Annotated in this window: 26 protein-coding genes; 5 read left to right on the top strand and 21 right to left on the bottom strand. The window is 68.0% G+C overall.

All coding sequences use genetic code 11. From position 1 onward, the window contains the following. Window positions 1-47: 47 nt before the first annotated feature. The 18 genes from VMT65_RS20765 to ftsH all read right to left on the bottom strand — a co-directional run bounded on the left by VMT65_RS20765 (window position 48) and on the right by ftsH (window position 16,081). A complete protein-coding gene (locus tag VMT65_RS20765) occupies window positions 48-1,001 on the bottom strand; it encodes an esterase/lipase family protein (RefSeq protein WP_326309966.1) in 954 nt (317 codons plus the stop codon). Between the two features lie 190 nt (window positions 1,002-1,191). Beyond that, on the bottom strand, window positions 1,192-1,785 hold the full coding sequence (locus tag VMT65_RS20770; RefSeq protein WP_326309967.1) for an anthrone oxygenase family protein: 594 nt from the start codon (window positions 1,783-1,785) through the stop codon (window positions 1,192-1,194). A 160-nt stretch (window positions 1,786-1,945) separates the two neighbouring features. Further along, complete coding sequence (locus tag VMT65_RS20775; RefSeq protein ID WP_036545715.1) at window positions 1,946-2,569, bottom strand: FHA domain-containing protein; 624 nt, start codon at window positions 2,567-2,569, stop codon at window positions 1,946-1,948. 205 nt (window positions 2,570-2,774) lie between these two features. Next, entirely contained in the window at window positions 2,775-3,137 is a 363-nt protein-coding gene (locus VMT65_RS20780; RefSeq protein WP_326309968.1) for a histone-like nucleoid-structuring protein Lsr2, read from the bottom strand. Between the two features lie 117 nt (window positions 3,138-3,254). Beyond that, entirely contained in the window at window positions 3,255-4,721 is a 1,467-nt protein-coding gene (gene lysS / locus VMT65_RS20785) for a lysine--tRNA ligase (RefSeq protein WP_326309969.1), read from the bottom strand. A 288-nt stretch (window positions 4,722-5,009) separates the two neighbouring features. Beyond that, on the bottom strand, window positions 5,010-5,441 hold the full coding sequence (locus VMT65_RS20790) for a rhodanese-like domain-containing protein (RefSeq protein WP_326309970.1): 432 nt from the start codon (window positions 5,439-5,441) through the stop codon (window positions 5,010-5,012). Beyond that, the gene (locus VMT65_RS20795; RefSeq protein WP_326309971.1) at window positions 5,438-6,064 is read right to left on the bottom strand and encodes a cysteine dioxygenase; all 627 of its coding nucleotides are present in this window, start codon (window positions 6,062-6,064) and stop codon (window positions 5,438-5,440) included. Before VMT65_RS20795 ends, VMT65_RS20790 begins: the two co-directional genes overlap by 4 nt. Before the next feature lie 193 nt (window positions 6,065-6,257). Continuing rightward, window positions 6,258-7,052, bottom strand: a complete 795-nt coding sequence (locus tag VMT65_RS20800) for a type III pantothenate kinase (RefSeq protein WP_326309972.1) — start codon at window positions 7,050-7,052, stop codon at window positions 6,258-6,260. Window positions 7,053-7,065: 13 nt separating this feature from the next. Continuing rightward, window positions 7,066-7,485, bottom strand: coding sequence for an aspartate 1-decarboxylase (gene panD / locus VMT65_RS20805; RefSeq protein WP_326309973.1), 420 nt, complete (start codon window positions 7,483-7,485; stop codon window positions 7,066-7,068). Between the two features lie 12 nt (window positions 7,486-7,497). Beyond that, window positions 7,498-8,424, bottom strand: coding sequence for a pantoate--beta-alanine ligase (gene panC, locus VMT65_RS20810; protein WP_326309974.1), 927 nt, complete (start codon window positions 8,422-8,424; stop codon window positions 7,498-7,500). Between the two features lie 7 nt (window positions 8,425-8,431). After that, the gene (locus tag VMT65_RS20815; protein WP_326309975.1) at window positions 8,432-9,358 is read right to left on the bottom strand and encodes a Rossmann-like and DUF2520 domain-containing protein; all 927 of its coding nucleotides are present in this window, start codon (window positions 9,356-9,358) and stop codon (window positions 8,432-8,434) included. Between the two features lie 119 nt (window positions 9,359-9,477). Then, window positions 9,478-10,446 carry a DUF6779 domain-containing protein gene (locus VMT65_RS20820; RefSeq protein WP_326309976.1) on the bottom strand — a complete coding sequence of 323 codons (969 nt, stop codon included), beginning with the start codon at window positions 10,444-10,446 and terminating at the stop codon, window positions 9,478-9,480. Between the two features lie 69 nt (window positions 10,447-10,515). After that, window positions 10,516-10,986: a DUF3180 domain-containing protein gene (locus VMT65_RS20825; RefSeq protein ID WP_326309977.1), complete on the bottom strand. Its 471-nt coding sequence runs from the start codon at window positions 10,984-10,986 to the stop codon at window positions 10,516-10,518. A gap of 16 nt (window positions 10,987-11,002) precedes the next feature. Beyond that, window positions 11,003-11,536 (bottom strand): 2-amino-4-hydroxy-6-hydroxymethyldihydropteridine diphosphokinase, encoded by a 534-nt coding sequence (folK, locus tag VMT65_RS20830; protein ID WP_326309978.1) that lies wholly within the window; start codon window positions 11,534-11,536, stop codon window positions 11,003-11,005. Window positions 11,537-11,540: 4 nt separating this feature from the next. Continuing rightward, window positions 11,541-11,936, bottom strand: coding sequence for a dihydroneopterin aldolase (gene folB, locus VMT65_RS20835; RefSeq protein WP_326309979.1), 396 nt, complete (start codon window positions 11,934-11,936; stop codon window positions 11,541-11,543). Window positions 11,937-11,955: 19 nt separating this feature from the next. Further along, window positions 11,956-12,879, bottom strand: a complete 924-nt coding sequence (gene folP, locus VMT65_RS20840) for a dihydropteroate synthase (RefSeq protein WP_326310321.1) — start codon at window positions 12,877-12,879, stop codon at window positions 11,956-11,958. 11 nt (window positions 12,880-12,890) lie between these two features. Then, complete coding sequence (folE, locus tag VMT65_RS20845) at window positions 12,891-13,523, bottom strand: GTP cyclohydrolase I FolE (protein WP_326310322.1); 633 nt, start codon at window positions 13,521-13,523, stop codon at window positions 12,891-12,893. Between the two features lie 191 nt (window positions 13,524-13,714). Continuing rightward, window positions 13,715-16,081 (bottom strand): ATP-dependent zinc metalloprotease FtsH, encoded by a 2,367-nt coding sequence (gene ftsH / locus VMT65_RS20850; protein ID WP_326309980.1) that lies wholly within the window; start codon window positions 16,079-16,081, stop codon window positions 13,715-13,717. A gap of 368 nt (window positions 16,082-16,449) precedes the next feature. On the opposite strand from ftsH, the gene VMT65_RS20855 reads away from it, so the two are divergent. Beyond that, window positions 16,450-17,316: a hypothetical protein gene (locus VMT65_RS20855; protein WP_326309981.1), complete on the top strand. Its 867-nt coding sequence runs from the start codon at window positions 16,450-16,452 to the stop codon at window positions 17,314-17,316. Window positions 17,317-17,378: 62 nt separating this feature from the next. Here the strand turns inward: VMT65_RS20855 and VMT65_RS20860 are convergent, their stop codons facing one another. Beyond that, window positions 17,379-18,203 (bottom strand): DUF1266 domain-containing protein, encoded by an 825-nt coding sequence (locus tag VMT65_RS20860; protein WP_326309982.1) that lies wholly within the window; start codon window positions 18,201-18,203, stop codon window positions 17,379-17,381. 273 nt (window positions 18,204-18,476) lie between these two features. On the opposite strand from VMT65_RS20860, the gene VMT65_RS20865 reads away from it, so the two are divergent. Continuing rightward, window positions 18,477-18,743, top strand: coding sequence for a DUF2277 family protein (locus VMT65_RS20865; RefSeq protein WP_326309983.1), 267 nt, complete (start codon window positions 18,477-18,479; stop codon window positions 18,741-18,743). 3 nt (window positions 18,744-18,746) lie between these two features. On the opposite strand, the gene VMT65_RS20870 is transcribed toward VMT65_RS20865, so the two are convergent. Continuing rightward, the gene (locus tag VMT65_RS20870; protein ID WP_326309984.1) at window positions 18,747-19,991 is read right to left on the bottom strand and encodes a PucR family transcriptional regulator; all 1,245 of its coding nucleotides are present in this window, start codon (window positions 19,989-19,991) and stop codon (window positions 18,747-18,749) included. A 155-nt stretch (window positions 19,992-20,146) separates the two neighbouring features. On the opposite strand from VMT65_RS20870, the gene VMT65_RS20875 reads away from it, so the two are divergent. From VMT65_RS20875 to VMT65_RS20885, 3 genes are read left to right on the top strand one after another with little or no spacing between them, the layout of a single operon-like run. Further along, window positions 20,147-21,763, top strand: coding sequence for an aldehyde dehydrogenase family protein (locus tag VMT65_RS20875; protein ID WP_326309985.1), 1,617 nt, complete (start codon window positions 20,147-20,149; stop codon window positions 21,761-21,763). Continuing rightward, the gene (locus tag VMT65_RS20880) at window positions 21,764-22,594 is read left to right on the top strand and encodes an SDR family oxidoreductase (RefSeq protein WP_326309986.1); all 831 of its coding nucleotides are present in this window, start codon (window positions 21,764-21,766) and stop codon (window positions 22,592-22,594) included. Window positions 22,595-22,614: 20 nt separating this feature from the next. Continuing rightward, window positions 22,615-23,496, top strand: coding sequence for a PfkB family carbohydrate kinase (locus tag VMT65_RS20885; RefSeq protein ID WP_326309987.1), 882 nt, complete (start codon window positions 22,615-22,617; stop codon window positions 23,494-23,496). Window positions 23,497-23,509: 13 nt separating this feature from the next. Here VMT65_RS20885 and VMT65_RS20890 read toward each other — a convergent pair whose 3' ends face one another. After that, a complete protein-coding gene (locus tag VMT65_RS20890) occupies window positions 23,510-24,196 on the bottom strand; it encodes a nucleoside/nucleotide kinase family protein (protein WP_326309988.1) in 687 nt (228 codons plus the stop codon). Window positions 24,197-24,202 lie beyond the last annotated feature (6 nt).

Consider the following 24,202-nt stretch of genomic DNA (forward strand, 5'->3'; position numbering starts at 1 on the left):
TGCGCGGACCGTTTCCGATTGGGCTACGCCCACAGCGAACAAGCCGGTCAGTCCCCTGTGAAGGGCGGAACGAACTCGCAGGGGACCGCCCGCGGGTGCGCCGGATCGAGGGCGTTGAGGGCGACCATGGCCGCGCGATGACTGCCGGCGATGGCCATGTGGTCGGAGAAGTCGACGGGGCAACCGTCCTGCATGCGGACATTGGTGGCATTGGGCGCGGGCACCAGCGCGACCGAGGGCCACACCGCCTCGTCGAAGTCGGAGGCCAGGTTCGTGTAGGTGACCGAGGGGTCGTAGACGCCGTCGGCGTTCAGGGCGTTGATGAACGAGGAGTTGCCGAGCATCTCCGGGCAGGCCTGGCAGATGGCGCTCATGGTCGGGATGGAGTCGACGGTGTCGGCGTCCACGCCGAGTCGGCTGCCGAACGCGCGCATCACGTTCATCTGATCGCCGAAGATGCCCAGCCACGGGGGCGCGATACCGACGAACTTGTCGACCTTGCCGTGCCCGCCGAGCCGCTTGATGTAGTAGTCACCGACGGTATTGCCCTGCGAGTGGGCGATGAAGTCCACCTTGGCCGCACCGGTCGCGGCGAGTACCCGGTCCACGAAAGCGGCCACCTGCGCGGCGCTTTCGGGGATCGGCTTCATGCCACCCAAGGCCGAGAGCGGCCACGGCACGTCGAGGCTGCCGTAGGTCAGCGCGAAGACGCAGTAGCCCTCATTGGCGAGTAGGGGGGCGTACGCGCCCCAGTTGGTCTGCGCGCCGCCCGCCGTGCCGTGGATGAGCACCACCGGATCCGGGTGCGCGGCGGTGGGTTTGCAGGCCCAGTCATTGGCCCCGGGCAGGGAGCCGCCGGGATTGGTGAGCTCGTACGGGATGCCCGCGAAGAAGTTGAAAGTGACCGGGTATTCCGCGCGGGCGGTGCCGCTCGCGACGATTCCCAGGACCGCCAGCACCGCCATGATCAGCAGTGATCCCGGCGTTCGGCGTGTGGGCATCCTTCTCATGTTCCCTCCCAAATTAGAACGCGTTCCGTCAACCTAGTGGGGAAACAAGCATGGGAGATGGATTACTGGCGAGTAGGTACTGAAACTCGTTCCAGTACAGGAAAACGGTGGTGACCGGGACCCGCAGGCGGCTTGTGAAGCCGCACACCGGGTCCCGGCCACCGCCGGAAATTCGCGCGAATTACCGCTGCGCGGAACCGAATCCGGGCTGCACCGGGAAGGGCCAGGCCGACGCCGCCGGGACCACCGGGGCCGCCTGCGCCGCCGCGCCCGCCCGGGCGTGCTGCATGCCCGCCGCGAACAGGCCGCCGGTCAGCACCAGGAAGGCCAGCGTGTGCAGCACCGCGCGGACCACATTCCAACGCACCCAAGAGGTTTCGAACTGCGCGCGCACCGCGGCCAGATCCCCGATCTGCCCCACGTCACCGGCATTGGCCAGCTGGTTGTTGAGCGGCACGTTCAGACCCGAGGTGACGGCGAAGGCGATGATATTGAGCAGCAGCGCGACACCGATCCAGATCAGCGTCGTGCGGGAGTCCTTGCCCAGGTGCAGCGCCGCCGCCAGCACCGTGAAGCCGACCGTGCCCATGAAACCGAGCATGAACCACGGATTGATGATGACCACGTTGATCTTCTGCATGATGTCGATGAAGGTGCGGTCGTCGGATTGGCCGAGGGCCGTCATCACCGAGGTCGCGTACGCGTAGAAGACACCGGCGATGAGACCGGTGGTCAGCGTCGCCGCCACCAGCGCGGCCGTGCGAAATGCGAACATCGTTCTCTCCTGACTGGATCTGCCACCCGTGTGTTTCCCGGGCGATCGACTACGTCCAGTCAACTGCCGGCGGGCACGGAAACCCATGGCTCAGAAGCTCGCACGCATGCGCGGGTGTCCAACAGGTACCGGCGGTACCAGGACAACTCCCGGCGAACGGTCAGAGATCGCGCTCGGAGATCACGCCGGACTGCATGGCCAGGTTGGCCAGGCGGACCCGCTTCTGGTTCTGCGGGAGATCCTCCACGCCGAACTTGGCGAAGAGCGCGCGCAAATGGGTCTTGATGGCATCCACACTCAGGAACAGCTCGGCGGCGATCTGCTGGTTCGAGGCGGGCGAGGCGAATCCGTCATTGCCGCGCAGCGGGCGGCACAGGGCGATCAGGACCGACCGCTGGGTTTCGGTGAGGGAGCGCAGGGTTGGCAGCCCACCCGTGGAGGTCTGCGTGACATCGCCTGCGGCACCGGAGAAGTCGTGGAAGGTGACCCGCGAGGTGCCCATGCGAATGACGTCACCGGGCTGCAGCCGGTGCCGCCCCACCAGGCGATCCCCATTGACGAAAGTGCCGTTGCGGGAAAGCCCGTCGTCCACGATGGTCCAGTGCGCGCCCAGGTATTCGGCGGTGGCGTGCAGGCGCGAGACCTCCACGTCCCAGAACAGCGAGAGATCGGCCTGCGGGGAGCGCCCGATGGTGATGCGCGGCTGGTCAGGGGACAGCATCAGCTCGTGCTGGCGTCCCTCTTGATCCTTGACTCGCAGGAAGGAACCGTGGAATGCGGTCACTGCGCCGATACCTCTTCTCTAGTTCCAGCCAGTGACATCGTCCGCACGTTTCAATGGTGCCTGGCCGCCGGGGCACGAGCAAGATCGTGGCTCGAGCCCGGCGGAGTGATCTTGGCGTTATACGCAAACCGTATGAATAAACCACTGCCGCCCGGGTTCGCACGAAACACCCGGACGGCAGTCGAATCGGCGACTAGTCGGACAACTAGTTCTTAGCAGCGGCCTTGTTGTAAGCCTCGGTGATGTCCGCGGAGATACGACCACGAGCGGACACCTTGTGTCCATTCCGGCGCGCCCATTCACGAATGGCCGCGCTTTGTTCGCGATCGATCGACACCCGGTTCTTCGGGCCCGCGGCCGGAGCACCGGCCACCTTGGTACGACGCCGCCCACTCACCCGCCGAGCGGCGGAAACCCAGGTTTCCAGACCGTCCCGGAGCTTGGCCGCGTTCTCCGTCGACAAGTCGATCTCGTAGGACACGCCATCGATAGCGAACTCGATGGTCTCCTCCGCGATGGACTCACCGTCGACATCGTCGATCAAGCTAACGGTGACCTTCTTTGCCATGAGATGAACGTCCTCTCGAAATCGTGCGACCCGTATAGTCAGGCCGATTACCCGACGCCAGAATACCGCTAATTCCGATAGTCCCAGAACAGGCCCCGGAAATGCAATCCGGAAGAACTATCGGGCTGCCGGACGCACAATTGGAAAGAGTATCGTTTCCCGGATTCCATGGCCAGTCAGGGCCATCAGCAAACGATCGATACCCATACCCGTTCCGGTTGTGGGGGGCATACCGTGCTCCATCGCGGCGAGGAAGTCCTCGTCCAGGCGCATGGCCTCGTCGTCGCCCGCCGCGGCCAAACGCGCCTGATCCACGAAACGTTCACGCTGGATGACCGGATCCACGAGTTCGGAATAGCCCGTGGCGAGTTCGAACCCGCGCACGTACAGGTCCCACTTCTCGGTAACCCCGGGCTTGCTCCGATGCTGGCGCGTCAGCGGCGATGTCTCGACGGGGAAGTCGCGCACGAAAGTCGGGGCGTAGAGCTTGTCGCCGTAGACGTGCTCCCACAGTTCCTCGACCAGTTTGCCGTGGCCATAGCCCTTGCCCTCGGGAATTTCCAGACCGACCCGATCGGCGAGTGCCAGCAATTCCTCGACGGTCGTTTCCGGCGTGACCTCCACACCGATCTGCTCGGACAGCGAGGGGTACATCTCGACGGTCGCCCACTCACCCGACAGGTCGTATTCGGTGCCGTCGGCGAGGGTCACCACCTGGGTGCCGAAGACCTCCTGCGCGACTTCCTGGATCAATTCCCGCATCATGGTCGCGGAATCGTCGTAGGTGCCGTACGCCTCGTAGGTTTCCAGCATTGCGAACTCGGGCGAATGGGTGGAGTCCGCGCCCTCGTTGCGGAAGTTGCGGTTGATCTCGAAGACCTTCTCGATGCCGCCCACCACGCAGCGCTTCAGGAACAGCTCCGGCGCGATGCGCAGGAACAGCTCCATGTCCAGGGCGTTGGAGTGGGTGGCGAAAGGCCGGGCCGCCGCGCCGCCGTGGATGGTCTGCAGCATCGGGGTCTCGACCTCGAGGAATCCCCTGCGCTCCAAGGCGTTTCGCAGCGCGCGCACGGCCGCCACGCGGGTGCGGGCCATCTCGCGCGCCTCCGGGCGCACGATCAGGTCGACATAGCGCTGGCGGACGCGCGACTCCTCGCTCATCTCCTTGTGCGCCACCGGGAGTGGGCGCAGCGCCTTCGCCGCCATTTCCCACGAATCGGCCATGACGCTCAATTCGCCCGTGCGCGAGGCGATCACCTCGCCGTGCACGTACACGAAATCGCCGAGATCGACATCGGCCTTCCAGGCCGCCAGGGATTCCGCGCCGACCCCGTTCAGGCTGATCATGGCCTGCAACTGGGTGCCGTCACCCTCCTGCAGCCGGACGAAACACAGCTTGCCGGTATTACGGGCGAAAATGACACGGCCCGCAATCCCGACCAGCTGGCCGGTCTGGGTATCGGGCTCGAGATCGGGGTAGGCCGCGCGAATTTCGGCGAGGGTATGCGTGCGCGGCACCACCACGGGATAAGCCTCGCGACCCTCCCCCAGCAACCGCTCACGCTTCTCCTGACGAATCCGCATCTGCTCGGGGACGTCATGCTCTACCGCGGCGGCGGCAGGCTTTTGTCCAGCGGAAACAGTGGTGTTTGCGGGAGAAGAGGGGGGTGGGGTGCTCACGGGTCTCTAGCCTAGCTCCCCCGCCTCCCCGGGCCTTCAGCGCACGGCTGTAGTGCCGTCGACACTCATGCACGCGTGCTGGCGGTTGGGTGCCAAACCAATTCTGGACGTACCCGGTGAGTTACCCCGGTCGGCACGAAATCAGTCGTCACCCAACATTCGAGAGCCCGATTGGCTGCCGCGGACTTTACTTCACACCCAGGCGAGGGTGGCGACCTCGCGTTCGAAATGCGGGGCGCTCGCGGCGACGGTGAGCAGTCCGGCGGCCTTGAGGGCCTGGTATCCACCGTCGAGATCGGTGGCGCGGCGCAATCCCAGCTGCTGCAAGGAGGCCGCGGCCAGGCTCGAGGTGTAACCCTCGGAGCAGACGATGATCCATTCCACGTCGTGGTGTTCGGCCAGCGCCAAACGCGCGGAACTGGTCGGGTCCAGACGCCATTCCAGGACATTGCGTTCGATGACCAGGGCGCCCGGCAGGGTGCCCTCGCGCAGGCGCTGGGCCTGCGGGCGAATATCCACCAGAATCGCCCCGCGCGCGATGGCCTGCGGCAATTCGATCGGGAGCAGGCGACGCAGCTGCTGGCGGGCGTGGGCGAGCATGCCGTCGATCGTCAAGTGGGTCATTCGAGTTCGCCTTCGGGCTGGTCGGTGAGGACGGAACGGGTGCGCCGCAGGGTGCCGTGGCCGGTGACCTCGTAATAGGACATGGCCGTCAGCGGCGGTGAATAGGCGTGCACACTCAAAGTCGGGTTCAGCGGGCCGGTGATTCCGGCTTCTTCTTCGGGGGCACGCACCACGTCGTGCACCCAGCCGAGCGGGAAAGACGCCTGATCACCCGCGGTGAGGGTGCGGCGGCGCAATTCCCGGCCATTCCAGCGGTATTCGGAAAGCGCGCCGGAGAGCACGGTCAGCGCCCCCAGCGAACCGGCGTGATCGTGCAGTTCGGTGTACTTGCCCTCGACCCAGCTGATCAGCCAGATGTCCACCTCGTCATCGGCGACGAGCCGTGCGGCCCAACGGTTTTCGGTGGGCCACAGGCCGCCGTCGGGCAGCAGGTGGTCGTAGCGGCCCTCCAGCACGTCCTGGGCGCCCTCGTCGGTCAGACGCAGCAGGTCGGCCGGGCGCAGCCGGGTCGGCAGGGCGGAGGCGGTGGCCCGCTCGGTCACCTCGGGCAGCAGGCGCGAGGCCTCGGTGCGGGTGGCGGCGGCGCGGGTACCGGCGGACAGGGAGAGAACAGAGGAACGCATGAGCGAAACTCCAAGGAATGTGAAAGTGGTCGGGGGCTATACGAAGCCTCGACGACCGTCGAGGCGAATCAGCCTCGACAACACTCCTGGGTGCTCACGCGGAAATACACGTCGGCGAGCCTAACAGAGGTGCGCCGGGAATCAACAGTGCCTCCCGGCGACGACTGCATCACTTTTATTCCGGCCGGTCTGTTCAGGACCGGGTCTTGCGCTGCTGGTTGCGCTCGTAGACCAGGCGCAGCCCGTCCAGGGTCAGATGCGGCTCGTGGTGCTCGATGGTCTCCGATTCGGGCACGATGAGCGGCGCGGTCGCGCCGGTGGCCACCACCGCCACATCGTCGCCGGAGAAGGCGTCGATATCGCGAATGCGGTCGATGAGCCCGTCCACCAGGCCCGCGAAACCGAAGATGGCGCCCGACTGCAGACATTCCATGCTGTTCTTGCCCACCACCGACCGCGGCCGGGTCAACTCCGCGCGGCGCAGCGCACTGCGGGCAATCAGGGCCTCGGTGGAAATCTCCACGCCCGGCGCGATACTGCCGCCGAGAAATTCCCCCTTGGCCGACACCAGGTCCACACAGATGGCGGTGCCGAAATCCACCACGATGGCCGGGGACTGGAAACGGTGATATGCCGCAAGACAATTCACGATGCGATCCGCGCCGACTTCCTTCGGATTGTCGACCAGCAGCGGAATACCGGTGCGCACACCGGGTTCCACCAGCACGTGCGGCACGTGACCCCAATACCGCGAGAGCATTTCCCGCAGTTCGCGCAGGACCGGCGGCACCGTGGACAGCGCCGCGACGCCGATCACCTGATCGGCGTCCGCGCCGATCAGGCCGCGCACCTGCAGCGCGAATTCGTCCGCGGTCAGCAGCGGATTGGTGTGCATCCGCCACTGCCGCACCAGCTTCGCGTGATCCCCGCTGCCGGAGAACAGGCCCAGCTCGATGCTGGTGTTGCGGACATCGATACAGAGCAGCATGCCCGCCCGCCGCTCAGGCCAGGGTGAGCGTGCGCGGCGAGATCAGGTCCGAACCCTCGGGGGCGTGCGCCGGGTCCGTGCCGAGCTCGATGGGGCGGTTGCGCTCGTCGACGAAAACCACGTGCGGCGCATAGTCTTTCAGCTCCTCGGCGTCCATCATCCCGTAGGCGATGAGGATGACCAGATCACCCGGGTGCACGAGATGCGCTGCGGCGCCGTTGATTCCGATCACACCGGAGCCGCGCTCGCCCGCGATCACATAGGTCTCGAGCCGGGCCCCGTTGGTGATGTCCACGATCGAGACCTTCTCACCCTCGAGCAGATCGGCGGCGTCCAGCAGATCCTGGTCCACGGTCACCGAGCCGACATAGTGCAGATCGGCGTGAGTCACCGTGGCCCGGTGGATCTTCGACGTCATCATGGTGCGCAACATCGTCGTCGCCTCCTAGAGAATTGCCTGGGCAGGCTGGTCGGGAACGGTGGGCTGACCATCGAGCGGCTTGCCGATGGAGACGGGCATATTGTCGATCAGGCGGGTGGTGCCGACCCGGGCGGCGACCAGCAGGCGGGCATTACCGCTGGGCCACTCCTCGGAGAAATCGGAACCGCGCAGGGCCAGGTAGTCGAGCTCGATCTGCGGGGCCAGCGCCAACACCTCGCTCGCGGCCGCCAGCACCGCCTCGGGACCGCGGCCCGCCGCATGGCGACCGGCCAGCAGCGCGGCCGACAGGGTCGTGGCCAGCTCGCGCTCCTCGGGGCTCAGGTAGCGGTTGCGCGAGGACTTGGCCAGACCGTCGGCCTCGCGGACCGTGGCGGCGGGGACGATCTTCACGTCCATGTTCAGGTCCACGACCATCTGCCGGATCAAAGCCAGCTGCTGGTAATCCTTTTCGCCGAAGAAGGCCTCGTGCGGCTGGCAGATGTTGAACAGCTTGGACACCACGGTGAGCACGCCGGAGAAATGGCCCGGGCGGGTCGCGCCCTCGAGAATGTCGCCGTACGGACCGGCCTGCACCGTGGTGCGCGGACCGAACGGGTACATGTCGTTCGCGCTCGGCGCGAACACCAGCTCGACGCCCTCCCCGCGCAGCAGCTCGACATCGGCGTCGAGGGTGCGCGGGTATTTGTCGAGATCCTCGTTCGCGCCGAACTGCAAGGGGTTCACGAAGATCGACACGATGACCGTGGTGTTGGTCAGCTTCGCCAGCCGCACCAGCTCCAGGTGGCCCTCGTGCAGCGCGCCCATGGTCGGCACCAGCGCGACCCGGCGGCCCACCGACTTCAAGGCCTTGACGACCTTGGTCATGATGGCCGGATCGTGGTGCACGGTCAGCTCGCCACGCTTGTAGGTGCCGATCAGTTTGGGATCCATGGGGTGGTCAGCGTCCTTCCAGCAGGTCGAGCAGGGCGGGGTTGGTCTTGGCGCGTTCGGCCGAACGCAGGGACTGGGCGCGATACCCGGCGGCCAGGCGGGGATTCACGGCTTCGAGGGCCGCGAGATGCGCGGCCACGGCCGCCACGTCGCCGCGGGCGACCGGACCGGTGAGCGCGGCCGGGCCACGGCGCAGGGCATTGTCGAGGGCCGCCGAGGCCAGTGGCGCGAGCATGCGCTCGGCCAACCCGTTGGGCTGATCGTCGATGGTCTGCTGACCCAGCAGGCCCGGGCCCGCGAGGGCGGCCCGCAACGCCTCGACGGCGTCCACGATCAAGGTCACCAGATGGTTGCTGCCGTGCGCGAGCGCCGCGTGATAGAGGGTCCGGTGCTCCTCGGCGACCCGCACCGGTTCGCCGCCCATCTCGATGACCAGCGACTGCGCGATGGCGTAGCCGATGTCGTCGGCGGCGGTGATGCCGAAACAGGCATTGCCCAGTCGGGCCATATCCTCGTCATGCCCGGTGAACGTCATGGCCGGGTGAATGGCCAGCGGCAGCGCGCCCCGCTCCGACAGCGGCGCGAGAATGCCGACCCCGTTCGCGCCGGAGGTGTGCGCCACGATGGTGCCGGGCCGGACCGCGTTCGCGGCCGCCAAACCGGTGATCAGACCGGGTAATTCGGCGTCGGGAACGGCCAGGATCAGCAGTTCGCTGCGGGCGGCCACATCCTCGGCGGGCAGGATCTGGGAATCGGGCAACCGCGTGGCGGCACGACGCAGCGAGGCATCCGAAATCGCGGATACCCCGAATACGACATGACCGGCCCGCTCGAGTGCCGCGCCCAGTGCGGATCCGACGCGTCCCGCCGACACGATTCCCACCGTCAGGCGTGCGGGCGCAGGATCACTCCAGACATCCTTGTCCGAGGTCACTTTGTCCTCTCGAAAGTCGTTCCAGTCCCGCCTTGCGGGTACCGGACGTTACTCGTGGAGGATATCGCCGCCCATTCGCCAGGGCCACCACATGTGGGATAGGCAACTCCGGGGGCGGTTCAGTTCGCGTTCTCGGACTTCAGGTTGGCCATGATCTCGGCCACCGAGAGGCGCTGGGTGCCCTCGGGGTCCGGGGCGTCGTCGCGGCGGCGACGCCGAGCGGTGGCCCGGCCCACCGGGGTAGACGGGTCGGGGTCGGCGTTCAGGCGCGGGATGGGCGTAGCGTGCGCGGTCGCGGCGATGGGTTCGGCGGGGCGGGTTTCCTTGGCGGGCTCCGGGTTCGGGGTGGGAGCGGACGAATTCGATTCGGCGGCGGCGCGTTCGGCCTCGTAGTCCTGGCGCATGGCGTCGGTGATGATCGAGGTCTCGGCGGTCACCGGATCGTCGAAGGGGGTCGCGAAGGCGGGCGGTTCGGGATGCTCCGGATCGAACTTGGGGGCGATGCGGGCGCGCGGGTCCTCGTCCTCTCGCTGATCCGGCGAGGACCAGGGGTCCCACGGATCCGCGTCCGGCCAGCTATTGTTCGCCGCCTCGGGGGCCTCGGCGGCGTCGCGGCTCGGAAGTTCCTGCACCCGAACGGCATCCGCACGCAGGGCGGGGCGTTCGAAGGGCAGGTCGCCATCGAAGAGCCGCTGCAGACTCTCGCGCAGGACGGTGAGTTCGGCGCGCAGCGCGGCCATCTCGGTGGCGTCCGCGCCCACCTCTTGGCGGACCCGGTTCTCCACGCCCAGTTCGTATTCGCGGCGGGCAGCAACCTCGCGCTCCAGCTGGAGTTGGTAGACCTTCTGCAGGTCGCCGACTTTCGCCTTGTCGATGGCCGCTTCCCTGCGGTAACGCGTGGCCGCGAGGGCGCCCACGGCGGCCGCCCACAGGGCCGCGACCAGGCCGACGCGGATCAGATGAAGGTTATCGGTGAAGATCAGGAAAACGCTGGCAACCAGTCCGAGGAGAAGCAGAAAGCCGGTGAACAACTTTCCCGCATCCTCCCGCCGCCGACGGGAAGCACTGCTACGGGAGGGTGAAACCATGCCAGCCAGCGTAGCGTGATCTTCCGGACAGGGCCCCCACCTTGGCGATCATCAGTATCAAAGCGTTAGCTATGAAGTAGCTGCCTCATCGGGAGGGTCGATGGGGGCACGGCAGCAATACTCCAGCCACAATGCCGCGGCCACCAATCCGGCGCCGCCGATCAGCCCCACCACCGCGCCCGGCGTATCCGACGCCGCCGCACGCAGATCCGAGCGCTGCATGAGCAGCCACACCAGGAACCCCAGCCAGATGCCGCCCACCAGCGAACCCACCTGCGCCGACGCCTTGGCCAGCGCCACCGCCCGGGCCGCCGTGATCGGGTGCAGCTGACCGGAACCCGGGCCGATACCGTGATTGTCCTTGCGCTGGCGAATCACCAAGGCCAGCACCAGCTCCAGCACCGCCACCGGAATCAGCGAGGCGCCCGAGAACACCGAGATGGGCGGAAAGCTCGAATAGGCCATATTGGTGGCGATCCAGGCCACGATCGCGGCCAGCAGGACATTCGCCGACAGGTCGAGAATGCGCGTCGGCTTCACCGCGTCAACTCCGGCATCAGGGCGTCCATCCCAAACTGAGTTCGGTGCGGCGCACACCCGCCACCTCGGCGGAATCCAAGGCGGACAGCCACTCTCGCACCGACCGCGACGCGCCGGTCGCCTCCAGCCGTGCCTCCGGCTCCACCTCGAGCCACGGCACCAGCACGAACGCGCGATTGTGGGCCTGCGGATGCGGCAGCGTCAGCACCGGGTCGAGACTGGTCACCACCACCCGCACATCGCGGCGGCGCTGCTCGGCCCACACCACGTCCACGTCGAGAGTGCGCGCGCCCCAGCGGACTTCGCGTACCCGTCCCGCGGCCTGTTCCAGCTCCTGGCCCAGCCGTAGCCAGTCCGACGGCTCCAGGGCCGGATCCTCGGCCACCAGAACGGCATTCAGATAGTCCTGCTGCGGCACCCCGCCCCAGGGCGGCGTCGAGTACACCGACGACACCGCCACCACGCGCGGGCCCAGCGCCGCCACCACGCTGCGCAGGTGCGCCAGGCGGTCGCCCAGATTGGATCCGATGGACAGGACTACGCGGGTCACCGCTCTACTCCTCCGGTTCGCGACGGCGGGACGTGACTACTCGGACGTCTTCGAAGGTATGCGGAATCGGCGCGAACGGCTTGTGCAGCACCACTTCCACGGCCTGAATGCGGGGGTCGGCCATGATGTCGTCGGCGATCTGGGAGACCACGGTCTCGATCAGGTCCCGCGGTTCACCGGACACGATGGCGACCACCTGCTCGGCGAGCTCACCGTAGTGGACGGTGTCGGCGATGTCGTCGGATTTGGCGGCGGCGGTGAATTCGGTCCACAGCGTCACGTCCACGACGAACTCCTGGCCGTCGCGCTTCTCGAAGTCGAAGACGCCGTGGTGGCCGAACACACGCAGACCGCGCAGTTCGATTCGGTCCCCGGACAATCCGAGCCGATCAATGCTCACAGCGACTCCCCCGCAATGCTCACAGCGACTCCCCCGCCGCACGCCGGTACCGATTCCGCAGTCGCCGCGCCGCGTTCGTGGCCGCGTCGACCACCGCGATGGCGTCCAACGAGGACCGCACATCGTGCACGCGCACACCCCACGCCCCGTGCTCGGCGGCCAGGGCGGAAATCGTGGCCGTGGCCACCTCGCGGCCGTCCGGCGGGCGCGGACCCCGTTCGTCCTCGAGCAGCGCGCCCAGAAAACGCTTGCGGGAGGCCCCGATCAGCACCGGCAGCCCCGCGTCCATCAGCTCGGTCATGCGATAGAACATGCCGCCCAACAACTCCCAGTTGTGATCGGCGTTCTTGGCGAAGCCCAGGCCCGGATCCAGCACCAGCTGCCCGAAGTCGACGCCACCGGCGAGGGCGAACTCGACCTGCGCGTTCAGCTCCTCCCAGACCTTGCTCACCACATCGTCGTACTGCTCGGCCGGGCCGGTGTGCCGGTAGTCCGCGTCGGCCCGCCAGTGCATGAGAATCCACGGAATCTTGGTCGCCGCGACGACTTTCACCATGTCCGCGTCGGCGCGGCCGCCGGAGACGTCGTTCACCATGGCCACACCCGCCTCGATGGCCGCCTCGGCCACGCTGGCGCGCATGGTGTCCACACTGGTCGGCACCCCGGCCGCGGCCAGCCGCCGGATCACCGGAACCACCCGCGCCGCTTCGGTTTCCGGGTCGATGCGCACCGCACCGGGGCGGGTCGACTCACCGCCGACATCGATGATGTCCGCGCCCATCTCGTAGAGCTCGAGCCCGTGCGCGACCGCCAGACCCGGATCGAGATAGCGGCCACCGTCGGAGAACGAATCGCTGGTGACGTTCACCACGCCCATCACCACGCACGAGCGGCCCCCACGGGGGACGACCAATCCGGCCCCCCGCGTACCGCTCTCGGCCATGGCGGGTGCGCTCACTTCCGCAGAATCAGGTCGAGGGCCTCCGCGCGCGACGACGCGTTGGACTGCAGCAGGCCGCGCACCGCCGAGGTGGTGGTGGAGGCCCCGGGCTTGCGGATGCCGCGCATGGCCATGCACAGGTGCTCGGCCTCGATCACCACGATCGCGCCGCGCGGCTCCAGCTTGGCCATGACCGCGTCGGCGATCTGACTGGTCAGCCGCTCCTGCACCTGCGGGCGCTTGGCGTACAGGTCGACCACGCGGGCCAGCTTGGACAGTCCGGTCACCCGGCCGCTCGGGCCGGGGATGTAGCCGACGTGCGCCACCCCGTGGAAGGCGACCAGGTGGTGTTCACAGGTCGAGTACATCGGGATGTCGCGAACCAGCACCAGTTCCTGGTGGCCCTCGTCGAAGGTGGTGTTGAGCACCTCGGACGGATCGGTGAACAGGCCCGCGAACATCTCGCGGTAGGCCCGCGCCACCCGCGCGGGGGTGTCGGCCAGGCCGGGCCGGTCCGGATTCTCACCGACCGCGATGAGCAGCTCACGCACGGCCTTTTCGGCGCGTTCCTGATCGAAGGGCCGACCGGTGTCGAGCGCGATCGGCCCGGTCACGCTGGTCGCGTCGTGCTCATCGAGCGCGCTCACCTCGTGTTGATCGAGGACGTGGTTGTTGGTGGCCGACAATCGACACCTCCTGTGTTGACTTGCCGCACGTGCAGACGCGGCCTGGACGCGGTCGCCGACCACTCGGGGCGGGCTCGGCGGCGGGTGTGCACCCGGCTGCCGAGCCCGGCCCGAGCCGGGCCGCGAACCCATTGAGCGTATCGGGACCGCGATCAGCGACGACCGTTCGGTCCGTCCCAACCGTTCTTCTCGTCCTCGTCATTCCCGGCGGGCTGCTGACCACCCGGGTAGTCCGGCTGCTGGCCGTATCCCGGCTGGTACTGGCCGCCGCCCGGCTGGTAGCGCTGATTGCCCGCGGGGGCCCAGCCGCCGTACGCGCCGCGCGGCTGCGGGGCCTGCGTCTCCTCCTCCGGCGGCCAGCCCGGCGCGGACCAACCGGCCGGAGCGCCGTAGTCCGGGCGCGAACCGTGGGTCGGGGCGCCACCGTGGCGCGGGTAGGCCGCGCCCTGCGGCAGCGGGTAGCCCTGCGGCGCGGGGGCCGGGTAGCCGCCGTACTGCGGGGCGCTGCCGTAGGCCGGTTCCGGATATCCGTTGGCGGGCTGGGCAACCGGACGCGACGGCCGCGAATCCTCTTCCGGCCACGGCTCACCGCGCTCGGCGGCCAGCTCGCGCGGCGTCTTCACCGGCGGGCGGTCCGACGGGGTGCGATCGCCGAAATCGTTGAAAGCCGTGATGCGCGGGCGCTTTTCGACGGTGGTGAGCACCTCCTCGAGATCCTTGCGGTGCAGGGTCTCACGCTCGAGCAGCGCGGTGGCGAGCGAATCCAGCTCGTCGCGGTACTCGTTGAGCACCGCCCACGCCTCGGTGTGCGCGGCCTCGATGAGGTTGCGCACCTCCTCGTCGATCTCGCGGGCCACCTCGTGCGAGTAGTCCGAGGCCATGCCCATGGACCGGCCCAGGAACGGGTCGCCCTGCTCCTGGCCGTAGCGGACCGCGCCCAGGCGGGCGCTCATGCCGTACTCGGTGACCATGGCGCGCGCGATCTTGGTGGCCTGGTCGATATCGGAGGACGCACCCGTGGTCGGCTCGTGGAACACCAGCTCCTCGGCCGCACGCCCGCCCATGGCCATGACCAGGCGGGCGATCATCTCCGAGCGGGTCATCAGACCCTTGTCGTCCTCGGGCACGGTCATGGCGTGGCCGCCGGTGCGGCCGCGGGCCAGGATGGTGACCTTGTAGACCGGCTCGATATCGGGCATCGCCCAGGCGGCCAGGGTGTGCCCGGCCTCGTGGTAGGCGGTGATCTTCTTCTCGTGCTCGGAGATCACCCGCGACTTGCGGCGGGGGCCGCCGATGACGCGGTCGACCGACTCCTCCAGGGCCGCACCGGTGATCACGTTGCCGTGCTCGCGGGCGGTGAGCAGCGCGGCCTCGTTGATGACATTGGCCAGATCCGCGCCGGACATGCCGACGGTGCGCTTGGCCAGACCCTCGAGGTCGGCGTCGGGCGAGATCGGCTTGCCCTTGGAGTGCACCTGCAGGATCGCGCGGCGGCCGTTGAGGTCCGGGTTGCCGACCGGGATCTGGCGGTCGAAGCGGCCCGGGCGCAGCAGCGCCGGATCCAGGATGTCGGGGCGGTTGGTGGCGGCCATGATGATGACGCCGGTGCGCTCACCGAAGCCGTCCATCTCCACCAGCAACTGGTTCAGGGTCTGCTCGCGCTCGTCGTGGCCGCCGCCGAGGCCCGCGCCGCGCTGGCGGCCGACCGCGTCGATCTCGTCCACGAAGATGATGCAGGGGCTGTTCTGCTTGGCCTGATCGAACAGGTCGCGCACGCGGGAGGCACCGACACCGACGAACATCTCGACGAAGTCCGAACCGGAGATGGTGAAGAACGGGACGCCCGCCTCCCCGGCAACGGCCTTGGCCAGCAACGTCTTACCGGTGCCGGGCGGGCCGTAGAGCAGCACGCCCTTCGGGATCTTCGCGCCCAGCGCCTGGTAGCGCGCCGGGTTCTGCAGGAAGTCCTTGATCTCGTAGAGCTCTTCGATGGCCTCGTCGGCGCCCGCCACATCCTGGAAGGTGGTCTTGGGCATGTCCTTGGACAGCAGCTTGGCCTTCGACTTGCCGAAGCCCATCATGCCGCCGCGGCCGCCGCCCTGCATGCGCGCCATCACGAAGATGAACAGGCCCAGCAGGATCACCATGGGCAGCATGAACAGCAGGATCTGGCTCAGCCAGGAATCCTGCTTGACGGTGGTGTTGACCTTGGCGCCGGAATCCTCGGCGGCCTTGAAGATCTGCGCGGAGACCTCACCGCCGCCCGGGTACTTGGCGATGAGCTTGGTCTCACCCTTGGTGGCATCGTTGCCGTTCTTCAGCGTGATGCGCAGCTGCTGTTCTTTGTCGTCGATCTGGACCGAATCGACATTGGACTTGTCCTGGAGCTGGGACAGCGCCACCGAGGTATCGACGCTATGCCAGCCGCGCGTGTCGTTGCTGAAATAGCTGACCAACCAGATCACGAGCAGGAAGCCCGCGACTATGGCCAGGTTGCGGAACACAGTCTTGCGGTTCATAGAGCGTCGGCCGGCGGCCAGTCCTTTCCGGGGGGTGTATCCGGTTTGCCTGCGATGCTTGCGTGGCACGCCCGTTCCGGCGAACGGATGCGGACATGCCACGTTACCGCGTACGGTCTAGTCGATACATCGCGCAGTTCGGCAGGTAGTGCAGTTCAGCAAGTAAACGGCTGGAGAACGTGGGTGGTTCCCCGACCATCTGCGGCAACACATCGGATCGATCACCCCCTGGTGTCGGACCGAGTGGTCACAATCATGGCATGGTCGTCCTATCGTGAGTGACGACACAACAGAGCGCAGGGGGTATGGACATAGTCGAGCTACGGACACCCACGGCGATTGTGCGTCATGGCAACGGGCGTTTGACGGTGCTGCGACCCGGAACGGACGGCGAGCGCGTGCTCGACGTGCCGGTCAGCGACCTGCTCAAGGTGCGTTTGAACCGGCGCGCCGATGACGCCGTCGTCATCGAGATCTATCTGCGCTATCCCACCCCCGTCCTGACCGGAGTCCCGGCCGACCGGACCCCGCTGCCGGTGCTCATCGCCGAACACGACGTGCCCGCCGCCACCGTCATCGTGGAGCGCATCAACAACCAGGTGCTGGCCACCCAGCGGCTGGATGTGGCCGCGCCCGATCTGACCCCGCCCGCGCCCTCCTGGGGCCGCACCGGGCCCAGCCGCGCCGACGTGGACCGCGCGGTGCGGCGCATGGCTCCCAAGCGCGATGCCAAACCGGCCGTCGCGGCGCTGCAGCGCTATGTCACCGCCGACGAGTACGTGCTCGAGACCGCGCTGGTCACCGCGGCGCCGCCCGCGCCCAAGGCGACCGGACTGCTGGCCGTCACCACCACCCGGCTGATCTTCGTCTCGCTCGGCTCGGGCAAGCGCTTCGCCCATGAGCTACCCGTCGCGACCCTGCTGTGGGCGCGCACCACCGATGAGGCCGACGCTCCGGCCGCGGCACCGGGCGAATACGGGGTCGAGGTCAGCGACGGCAATCTGACCTGGCATTTCACCGGCACCGATCGGGCCGACACCGATCGGGTCACGGGCGCTTTGAATTTCGCCATCCAACGCGAGGTGGCCGACGGCGCGGCGGGTCCCGCGGATCCGGGCGTGGCCAAGCTGTACTCGGAATGGGAATTGTTGGTCGAGCGGCATTCTCTCGGCATGGTCGACGACGCGCAGTTCCAGCGCTACGGGCGCGGAATTCTGCGGTCCCTGCCGGACTGACGGAAAAGGGTTGGGGGCCAAGCCCCCAGCCCTTCACGAGTTTTCGGTGTCGGTGCCCGAACCTATTCGTCGGGCTGCAGGGTGATCCGCCGCCATGGGCTCGTGGGCCGCATCCACAGGCGCAGCAATTCCAGACGCCGGTCCACGCCACCGGATTTCAGTTCCGCGAGGTCCTCACACGCCTGCCAGTAGGTCCACCCGGCCAGATAGGCATCGCCGAATTGCCGCCAATTGCGGTATTTGCGCTGGGCCGGGGGCAGGGCGCGCATGAGGTAGTCCCAGGCGACATCGGCGTCGAGATAGCCGGCGGTGTAGGCCATGCGGGCCACCGCGACCACGCGGGCCAGATCCCAGGCCTGAATATCGGTCGGCAGCGGGCGAACCAGGTGATCGGTGAGGCCGAGTTTGATGGCCTGAGACCAAATGTCGTAATCGCGGACCAGCGCCTCCGGATTCTCCATCCCGCGGAAGGATCCGACCTGTCGTAAGAAGGCGCGGTGCCGATCGGCGCGCTCGCCGAAGCGATCGCGTTCAGGGGAGTTGATGGCCGCCATGACGAGCGGATGCACCAGGGCGTAGAGCGGGCCGTGCATGCCGTCGAGAAGTTGTTCCATGGAGGCCATGGCCTCGGTGCCGTCGGTGATGCCCCACGCGCCGGTCAGGGTGTCGATGGCAAGCTCCCGGCGATCGCCGAGCGGATGTTCGCGTTCGGGGCCGAGCAGCAGCGCGTCGTGGAAGGCGTCCCAGCGGGCGGAGTAGAAACCCCCGAGCGCCAGGGCACGCAATTCGTCGTCGGAGACCTGCGCGCCGGACCAATGGTCGTCCTCGCGCTCATCCAGCTCCGGATACGGAAATGTCGTCAACGTAGGCACGTCGCGGGCAGGCATACCCTGAGTCTAATTTGCCTCCGCTTCGCTCCGGCTGGTTCGCGGCGCTGGGAGTCTCGATTCTTCCCTCCCTCCGCTCCTCCGCTTCGCTCCCCCGCTCCGGTCAGTCCAGAATCGAGACGCGCCGCGAACCCCTTGGGCGCATCTCTGTTTGGGATGATCCGGTGCGAACTGTCGGCAAACCGTTCGGTCTGGAAGTTCGTCGGCGCAGTCGGGCAGATGTCTGAATCTTGCCCTGTCACACGGGGTAATCGGGCGCTAACCTCTGGGGGCATGAGTGGGAACATCACCCTCCTGCGCGGGCTGACGCCGGCTGCCACGGAGCAGGAAATCTATGCCGCCGCACAGGAATACGTGCGCAAGGTCGGCGGGGTGTCGGGTTTGACGACGGCCACCAAGACGGCCGTCGACAAGGCGGTGGCGGCCATTGCCGCGGCCACCACCCAATTGTTGGCGGAATTACCGGATCGGCGCCCCTCCGAGGGCGAGGCGCCGGTGCGCCGCCGGGTCCGCGACACCGTCACCGAAGAAGCGAGCTGAAACTCACACGCCGTAGACCGCCACGCAGTCGAGCGCCATCTCCAGCCGGGCACCGCGTTGGTCGAGAGAGTGACCGAGTAGTTCTTCTATGCGCTGAATCCGGTATCGCACCGTGTTCTTGTGCACGCCGAGCAGTTTCGCGGCCGCGTCCGGGCTGCGGCGGGCGCGCAGATAGGCGTGCAGGGTTTCGCGTAGTCGCGCCGACTGCGCGTCGGGTGCGGCGAGCGCGCCCAGTTCCCGATCGATGAGCGCCCGCATGGCGGTCTCGTCGGCACCCGCCAGATAGGCGACCTCCACCTCCGCGTAGGGCGTCACCCGCGGTGCGCCCGGGCGGGCCCGCTCGGCGACCTGGCGGGCGGCGACGGCCTCGCGGTGGCTGGCGCGGAATCCGGCGGTGTGCGCGGCCGGTGCGCCGACGGCCACCCGCACGGGCGCGTCCACCGACCACGCCGGGTCCGCGGTCGCGGGCCCCGCGCCGTCCAGACCGATCCAGGCCCACAGCGCCGAGGCCCCCGACGGCATGGTGAGCAGACTGCCGTTGCCGAGCGTGGTCGCGTAGCGGGCCACCACCCGATCCAGCAGTCCGACGGCCTCGCCGGTGCCGTCGGGCAGGGGCGCGGCGTCCTCGTCGGTCCACAGCACCAGCGCCAGATGCCGCTGCGCGAGGCGGTATCCGAGTCTGGCGGAAGCGCTTTCGGCATCCACCTCGGCACCGTCGAGCAGGCTGCGCACGATTTCGGCGCGCTGGGTGAAGGCGGCGCGCAGGCCGCGTTCGCGCTCGGCCATATAGGTGTCGGTGAGGGTCTCGACCGAGGTGCTCACCCAGCGGGTGGTGCGGTCGAAAAGCCGCAGCAGCACCGATCTTTCGATGTCCGGCGGCAGCTGGCGCTGCTCGAGCACCTCGGTCATGTAGTCGATGACCGCCTCTTGGCCGAGGTGGTAGACGCGCAGCAGCAGGCGCACGTCGTAGCCGCGGCGGGCGAGGGTGCGCGCGAAGGCGTGCGCCTCCTCGGGCACCGGGTAGTGGAAGCGGTCCTGGGTGAGGCCGCTGAGCACCTCGACCGCGTGGGCGCGGCTGCTGGCGGCGAGGTCGCGGCGCATATCCGGGTCCCGCAGTTCCGGAACGCGGGCGATGATGGCGTTGTCCAGCCGGGTGACGACCTGTTCGAGGGTTTCGGCGGGCAGGGTCTCGGCGACGAAGTCGGCGATCCACTGGCGGATCTCCGCGCTGTTCGGCGCCATCGCCATGGAACCCTCCCGAGTTGTACCCAAAGCACAAAACCGACCGGAACAATTGACTCGATTGGCCAAGCATCGGCCCTCGAAATTGTGTCACGATCATAGTCCAGTGAGCTGCAGCACAGCTCGCCGTCGCAATGTAGCGCACGTGGGGAAGGCACACCGTGACCAATACCGAACCCGCCGCGGGCACGGCCCGCAAGACCGGGGCCCGCAAGTCCGCCGGGACGGCCGCCAAGAAGCCGCCGGCGGCCACCGAACTCGAGGTCCGCAATCCGGCGACCGGTGCGCTGGCGGGCACGGTGCCCATCGATTCGGCCGAGACGGTCGCGGCCAAGGTGCGCGCCCTGCGCGCGGCCCAGCCCGCCTGGGAGGCGCTGGGCCCGGACGGGCGCAAGGAGTGGCTGCTGAAGCTGCAGGACTGGTTGGTGGACAACACCGATCGCCTCGCCGATGTGTTGCAGTCCGAGACCGGCAAGGCCCGCGTCGACGCGCTCATCGACCCCGCCTTCTCGGTCGACCTGACCGGCTACTACGCCCGCCGCGCCGCGAAATTCCTTGCCGACGAACATCCTTCGCCGCACAGCCCGCTGGCCCGGGTCAAGCAGCTGACCACGGTGTTCCGGCCGTATCAGGTCGTCGGTGTGATCACGCCGTGGAATTTCCCGCTGGCCATGCCGGTCATCGATGTCGTCCCGGCGCTGGCCGCGGGTGCGGCGGTCATCCTCAAACCCTCCGAGGTGACCCCGCTTTCGGCGGTCGAGCTGGCGCGCGGCTGGCGCGAGATCGGCGCACCGCCGGTGTTCGAGGTGGTCACGGGTGCGGGCGAGACCGGCGCGGCCGTGGTCGGCGTCGCCGACTACATCCAGTTCACCGGTTCCACCGCCACCGGCCGCAAGATCGCGGCCGCCTGTACCGAGCGCATGGTCCCGTTCAGCCTGGAGTTGGGCGGCAAGGATCCGGCCATCGTGCTGGCCGACGCCGACCTGGATCGCGCCGCGCACGGCATCGCCTTCGGCGGGCTGTTCAACGCCGGACAGGTGTGCATCTCGGTGGAGCGGGTGTACGTGGAAGCGCCGGTGTACGAGGAGTTTCTGCGGAAGCTCACCGCCGCGGTCAAGGAGGTCCGCCAGGGCGTGGACGGCCGCAAGCCCGAATTCGACATGGGCGCGCTGGCCAACGAGAACCAGGCGCAGATCGTGGCGCGCCACGTCGAGGAGGCCGTCAAGGCGGGCGCGCGAATCACCACCGGCGGCAAGCGAACCGGGATCGGGACACTGTTCGAGCCGACCGTGCTGGCCGACGTGGATCACAGCATGAGCTGTATGACCGAGGAGACCTTCGGTCCCACGCTGCCGGTCATGAAGGTGGCCGACGAGGCGGAAGCCATTGCGCTGGCCAATGATTCGATCTACGGCCTGTCCGCATCCGTCTGGTCCGGCGACAAGGATCGCGCCGAACGCGTTGCGCGCCTATTGAACGCGGGCGCGGTCAACATCAATGACGTCTTCGCCAATATGTTCAGCTTCGCGCTGCCCATGGGCGGCTGGGGCCTGTCCGGCACCGGTGCGCGCTGGGGCGGGGCCAACGGTGTGCGCAAGTACTGCCGTCAGCAGGCGATCACCAAGCCGATCCTGCCGACGCAGACCAAAGAGCCGCTGTGGTTCCCGTATTCGCCGCCCAAGCTGACCTTCGCCATGGCCGCCATGCGGGCCGCGGGCACGCGCGGACTGCGGCGGATCAACCTGCCCGCCATCATCAAGACCGTACGGGGGATGTAGATGAGCGACTTCGGAACGATCGCCGGGAAGGTCGTCGTCATCACCGGCGGGGCGCGCGGCATCGGCCTGGCCACCGCCACCGCCCTGCAGGCCCTGGGTGCGAAGATCGCCATCGGCGATATCGACGAGACGACGGTCAAGGAGTCCGGCGCCGCACGGGGTTTCGATGTCTACGGCAAGTTGGACGTCACCGACCACCAGTCGTTCGAGGCGTTCCTCGACGATGTCGAGCGCCGTCTCGGACCTGTGGACGTGCTGATCAACAATGCCGGGATCATGCCCACCGGGCGCGTAGTGGACGAGCCGGACCAGATCACCAAACGCATTCTCGACATCAACGTGTACGGCGTGATCCTCGGCTCCAAGCTGGCCATCGCCCGCATGCTGCCGCGCGGGCGCGGGCATGTCATCAATATCGCCTCGCTGGCGGGCGAGACCCACATTCCGGGCCTGGCCACCTACAACGCCAGCAAGCACGCGGTACTGGGCTTCACCGACACGCTGCGCGAGGAGTACCGGGGCACCGGCCTGCGCTTCTCCTCGGTGCTGCCGACACTCACCAAAACCGAACTGGGAACTGGCATTACCGCGCCCAAGGTGCTGCGCCCGGCCGAGCCGGAGGAGATCGCCGACGCCATCGCCAAGCTGATCGTCGCACCGCGCTCCAAGGTTCGCGTCACCACGGTGGCGGGCCTCATCTCGCAGGCGGTGGGCCTGCTGCCGGAGGCGTGGGGCGATGCCCTCGGACGGGCGCTGGGCGCACAGACCGCGTTCCTCGACGACGTGGATGCCGACGCGCGCAAGGCCTATGAGCATCGGGTGCGCGACTAGCTCGTCGTAGGGTCGGCGGCATGGGTAATCCGAGCGCGGTGTTCGTCGGACTGACGACCCTCGATCTCTCCTATGCCGTCGACCGATATCCGGTCGAGGACAGCAAGACTCGGGCCGACGGGCTGTTCGTCGGCGCGGGCGGCCCGGCCGCCAATGCGGCCATTACCCACGCGTTCCTGTCGCACCGCGACACCACGCTGGTGACCGCTCTGGGCAGACACGCACTGGCTCAACCGATTCGGGCCGACCTGACAGAACAGGGTGTCGGACTCTGGGACGAGACGCCCGAGGATTCGGCCCGGCCGCCGGTGTCCTCCATCATCGTCGCCACCGACACCGGATCCCGGACGATCGTGTCGATGGACGACTCCGAACGAGATCCCCAGCCGCCCAACGCGGCTCGGTATCTGGACGGGTCCGACGTGGTGCTGGTGGACGGGCATTATCCGAACCTGGCGTTTCAGGCCGCCGAATGCGCGCCCGACGGAGTGCCGGTGGTCCTGGACGGCGGCCGCTGGCGCGAGGAGGTGCACCGGAAACTGCTGCCGGACATCACGATCGCCATCTGCTCGGAGACCTTCGCGCCACCGGAGCTGAGGTCCGGCGGCTTGGACGAGGTCATCGATTTCCTGCACGCCGCCGGTCCGCGACTGGTCGCGATCACCCGCGGTGACCGGCCGATCAGATATTCGACCCCCGCGGGGCGCGGCGAGATTTCGGTCTCCACCGACGCGGTGGTCGACACCCTCGGCGCGGGCGACATTCTGCACGGCGCGTTCTGCCACTACTTCGCGTCGGGCTCCGATTTCCCGTCCGCGCTCGAGCAGGCCGCCGAGGTCGCCACCTTCGCCTGCCGATTCGTCGGCACCCGGGAATGGATGCGGCACTACGACTCCCGGTAGGCATACCGCGCTCTCAGTCGATGCGGTAGCCGCGGCCGGCCTTGCGCAGCACCAGATCGGCGCGGGCGCGGGTGGATTCGACGAGCGCGGCATTGCGCAGATCACTGTGGGCGACCTTGGTTTTCGCCGCCTCCGGGGTGCGTCCACCGCGAATGTGGCGGCGCAGCAGCCGCTGTTCGATGATCGGCCGCGGCACGTCCAGGTACCAGGTCTCGTCGAGCAGCGGGCGCACCGCCGCCCAGGCCGGATGGGCGCGGTCGTCGAGGAGTAGGTAATTGCCCTCGGTCACCACAATGGTCTGGCGATCGAAAACCGCTCCACCTGGGACGGGTTCGTGCAGTTCGCGATCGTAGGTGGGCCACGGCACGGGCGTTCCGGGCGCGGTGTCGCGCACGGTGCGCAGCAGGTCGACGTATCCCGGCGCGTCGAAGGTGTCGGGTTCGCCCTTGCGGTCGAGGATTCCGGCGGCGCGCAGACTCGCATTGGTGAGGTGGAAGCCGTCCATGGGCGCGACTTCGGCGATCTGCGTTCCGGCGGCCAGATTCAACTCATCGCGAATACCGCGCGCCAGCGTCGATTTGCCCGCTCCGGGCGGGCCCGCGATACCCAGCAGAAACCGACCGGGCTGCCCGTCCGCGCGGCGGCGGACGCGAGCCGCCAACTCCGCCAAGGAGGTTTCGACACTGCCGCGTATCGCCACCCCCCA

Source organism: Nocardia sp. CDC153 (assembly GCF_035818515.1).
In the GTDB taxonomy this organism is placed as follows: Bacteria; Actinomycetota; Actinomycetes; order Mycobacteriales; family Mycobacteriaceae; genus Nocardia.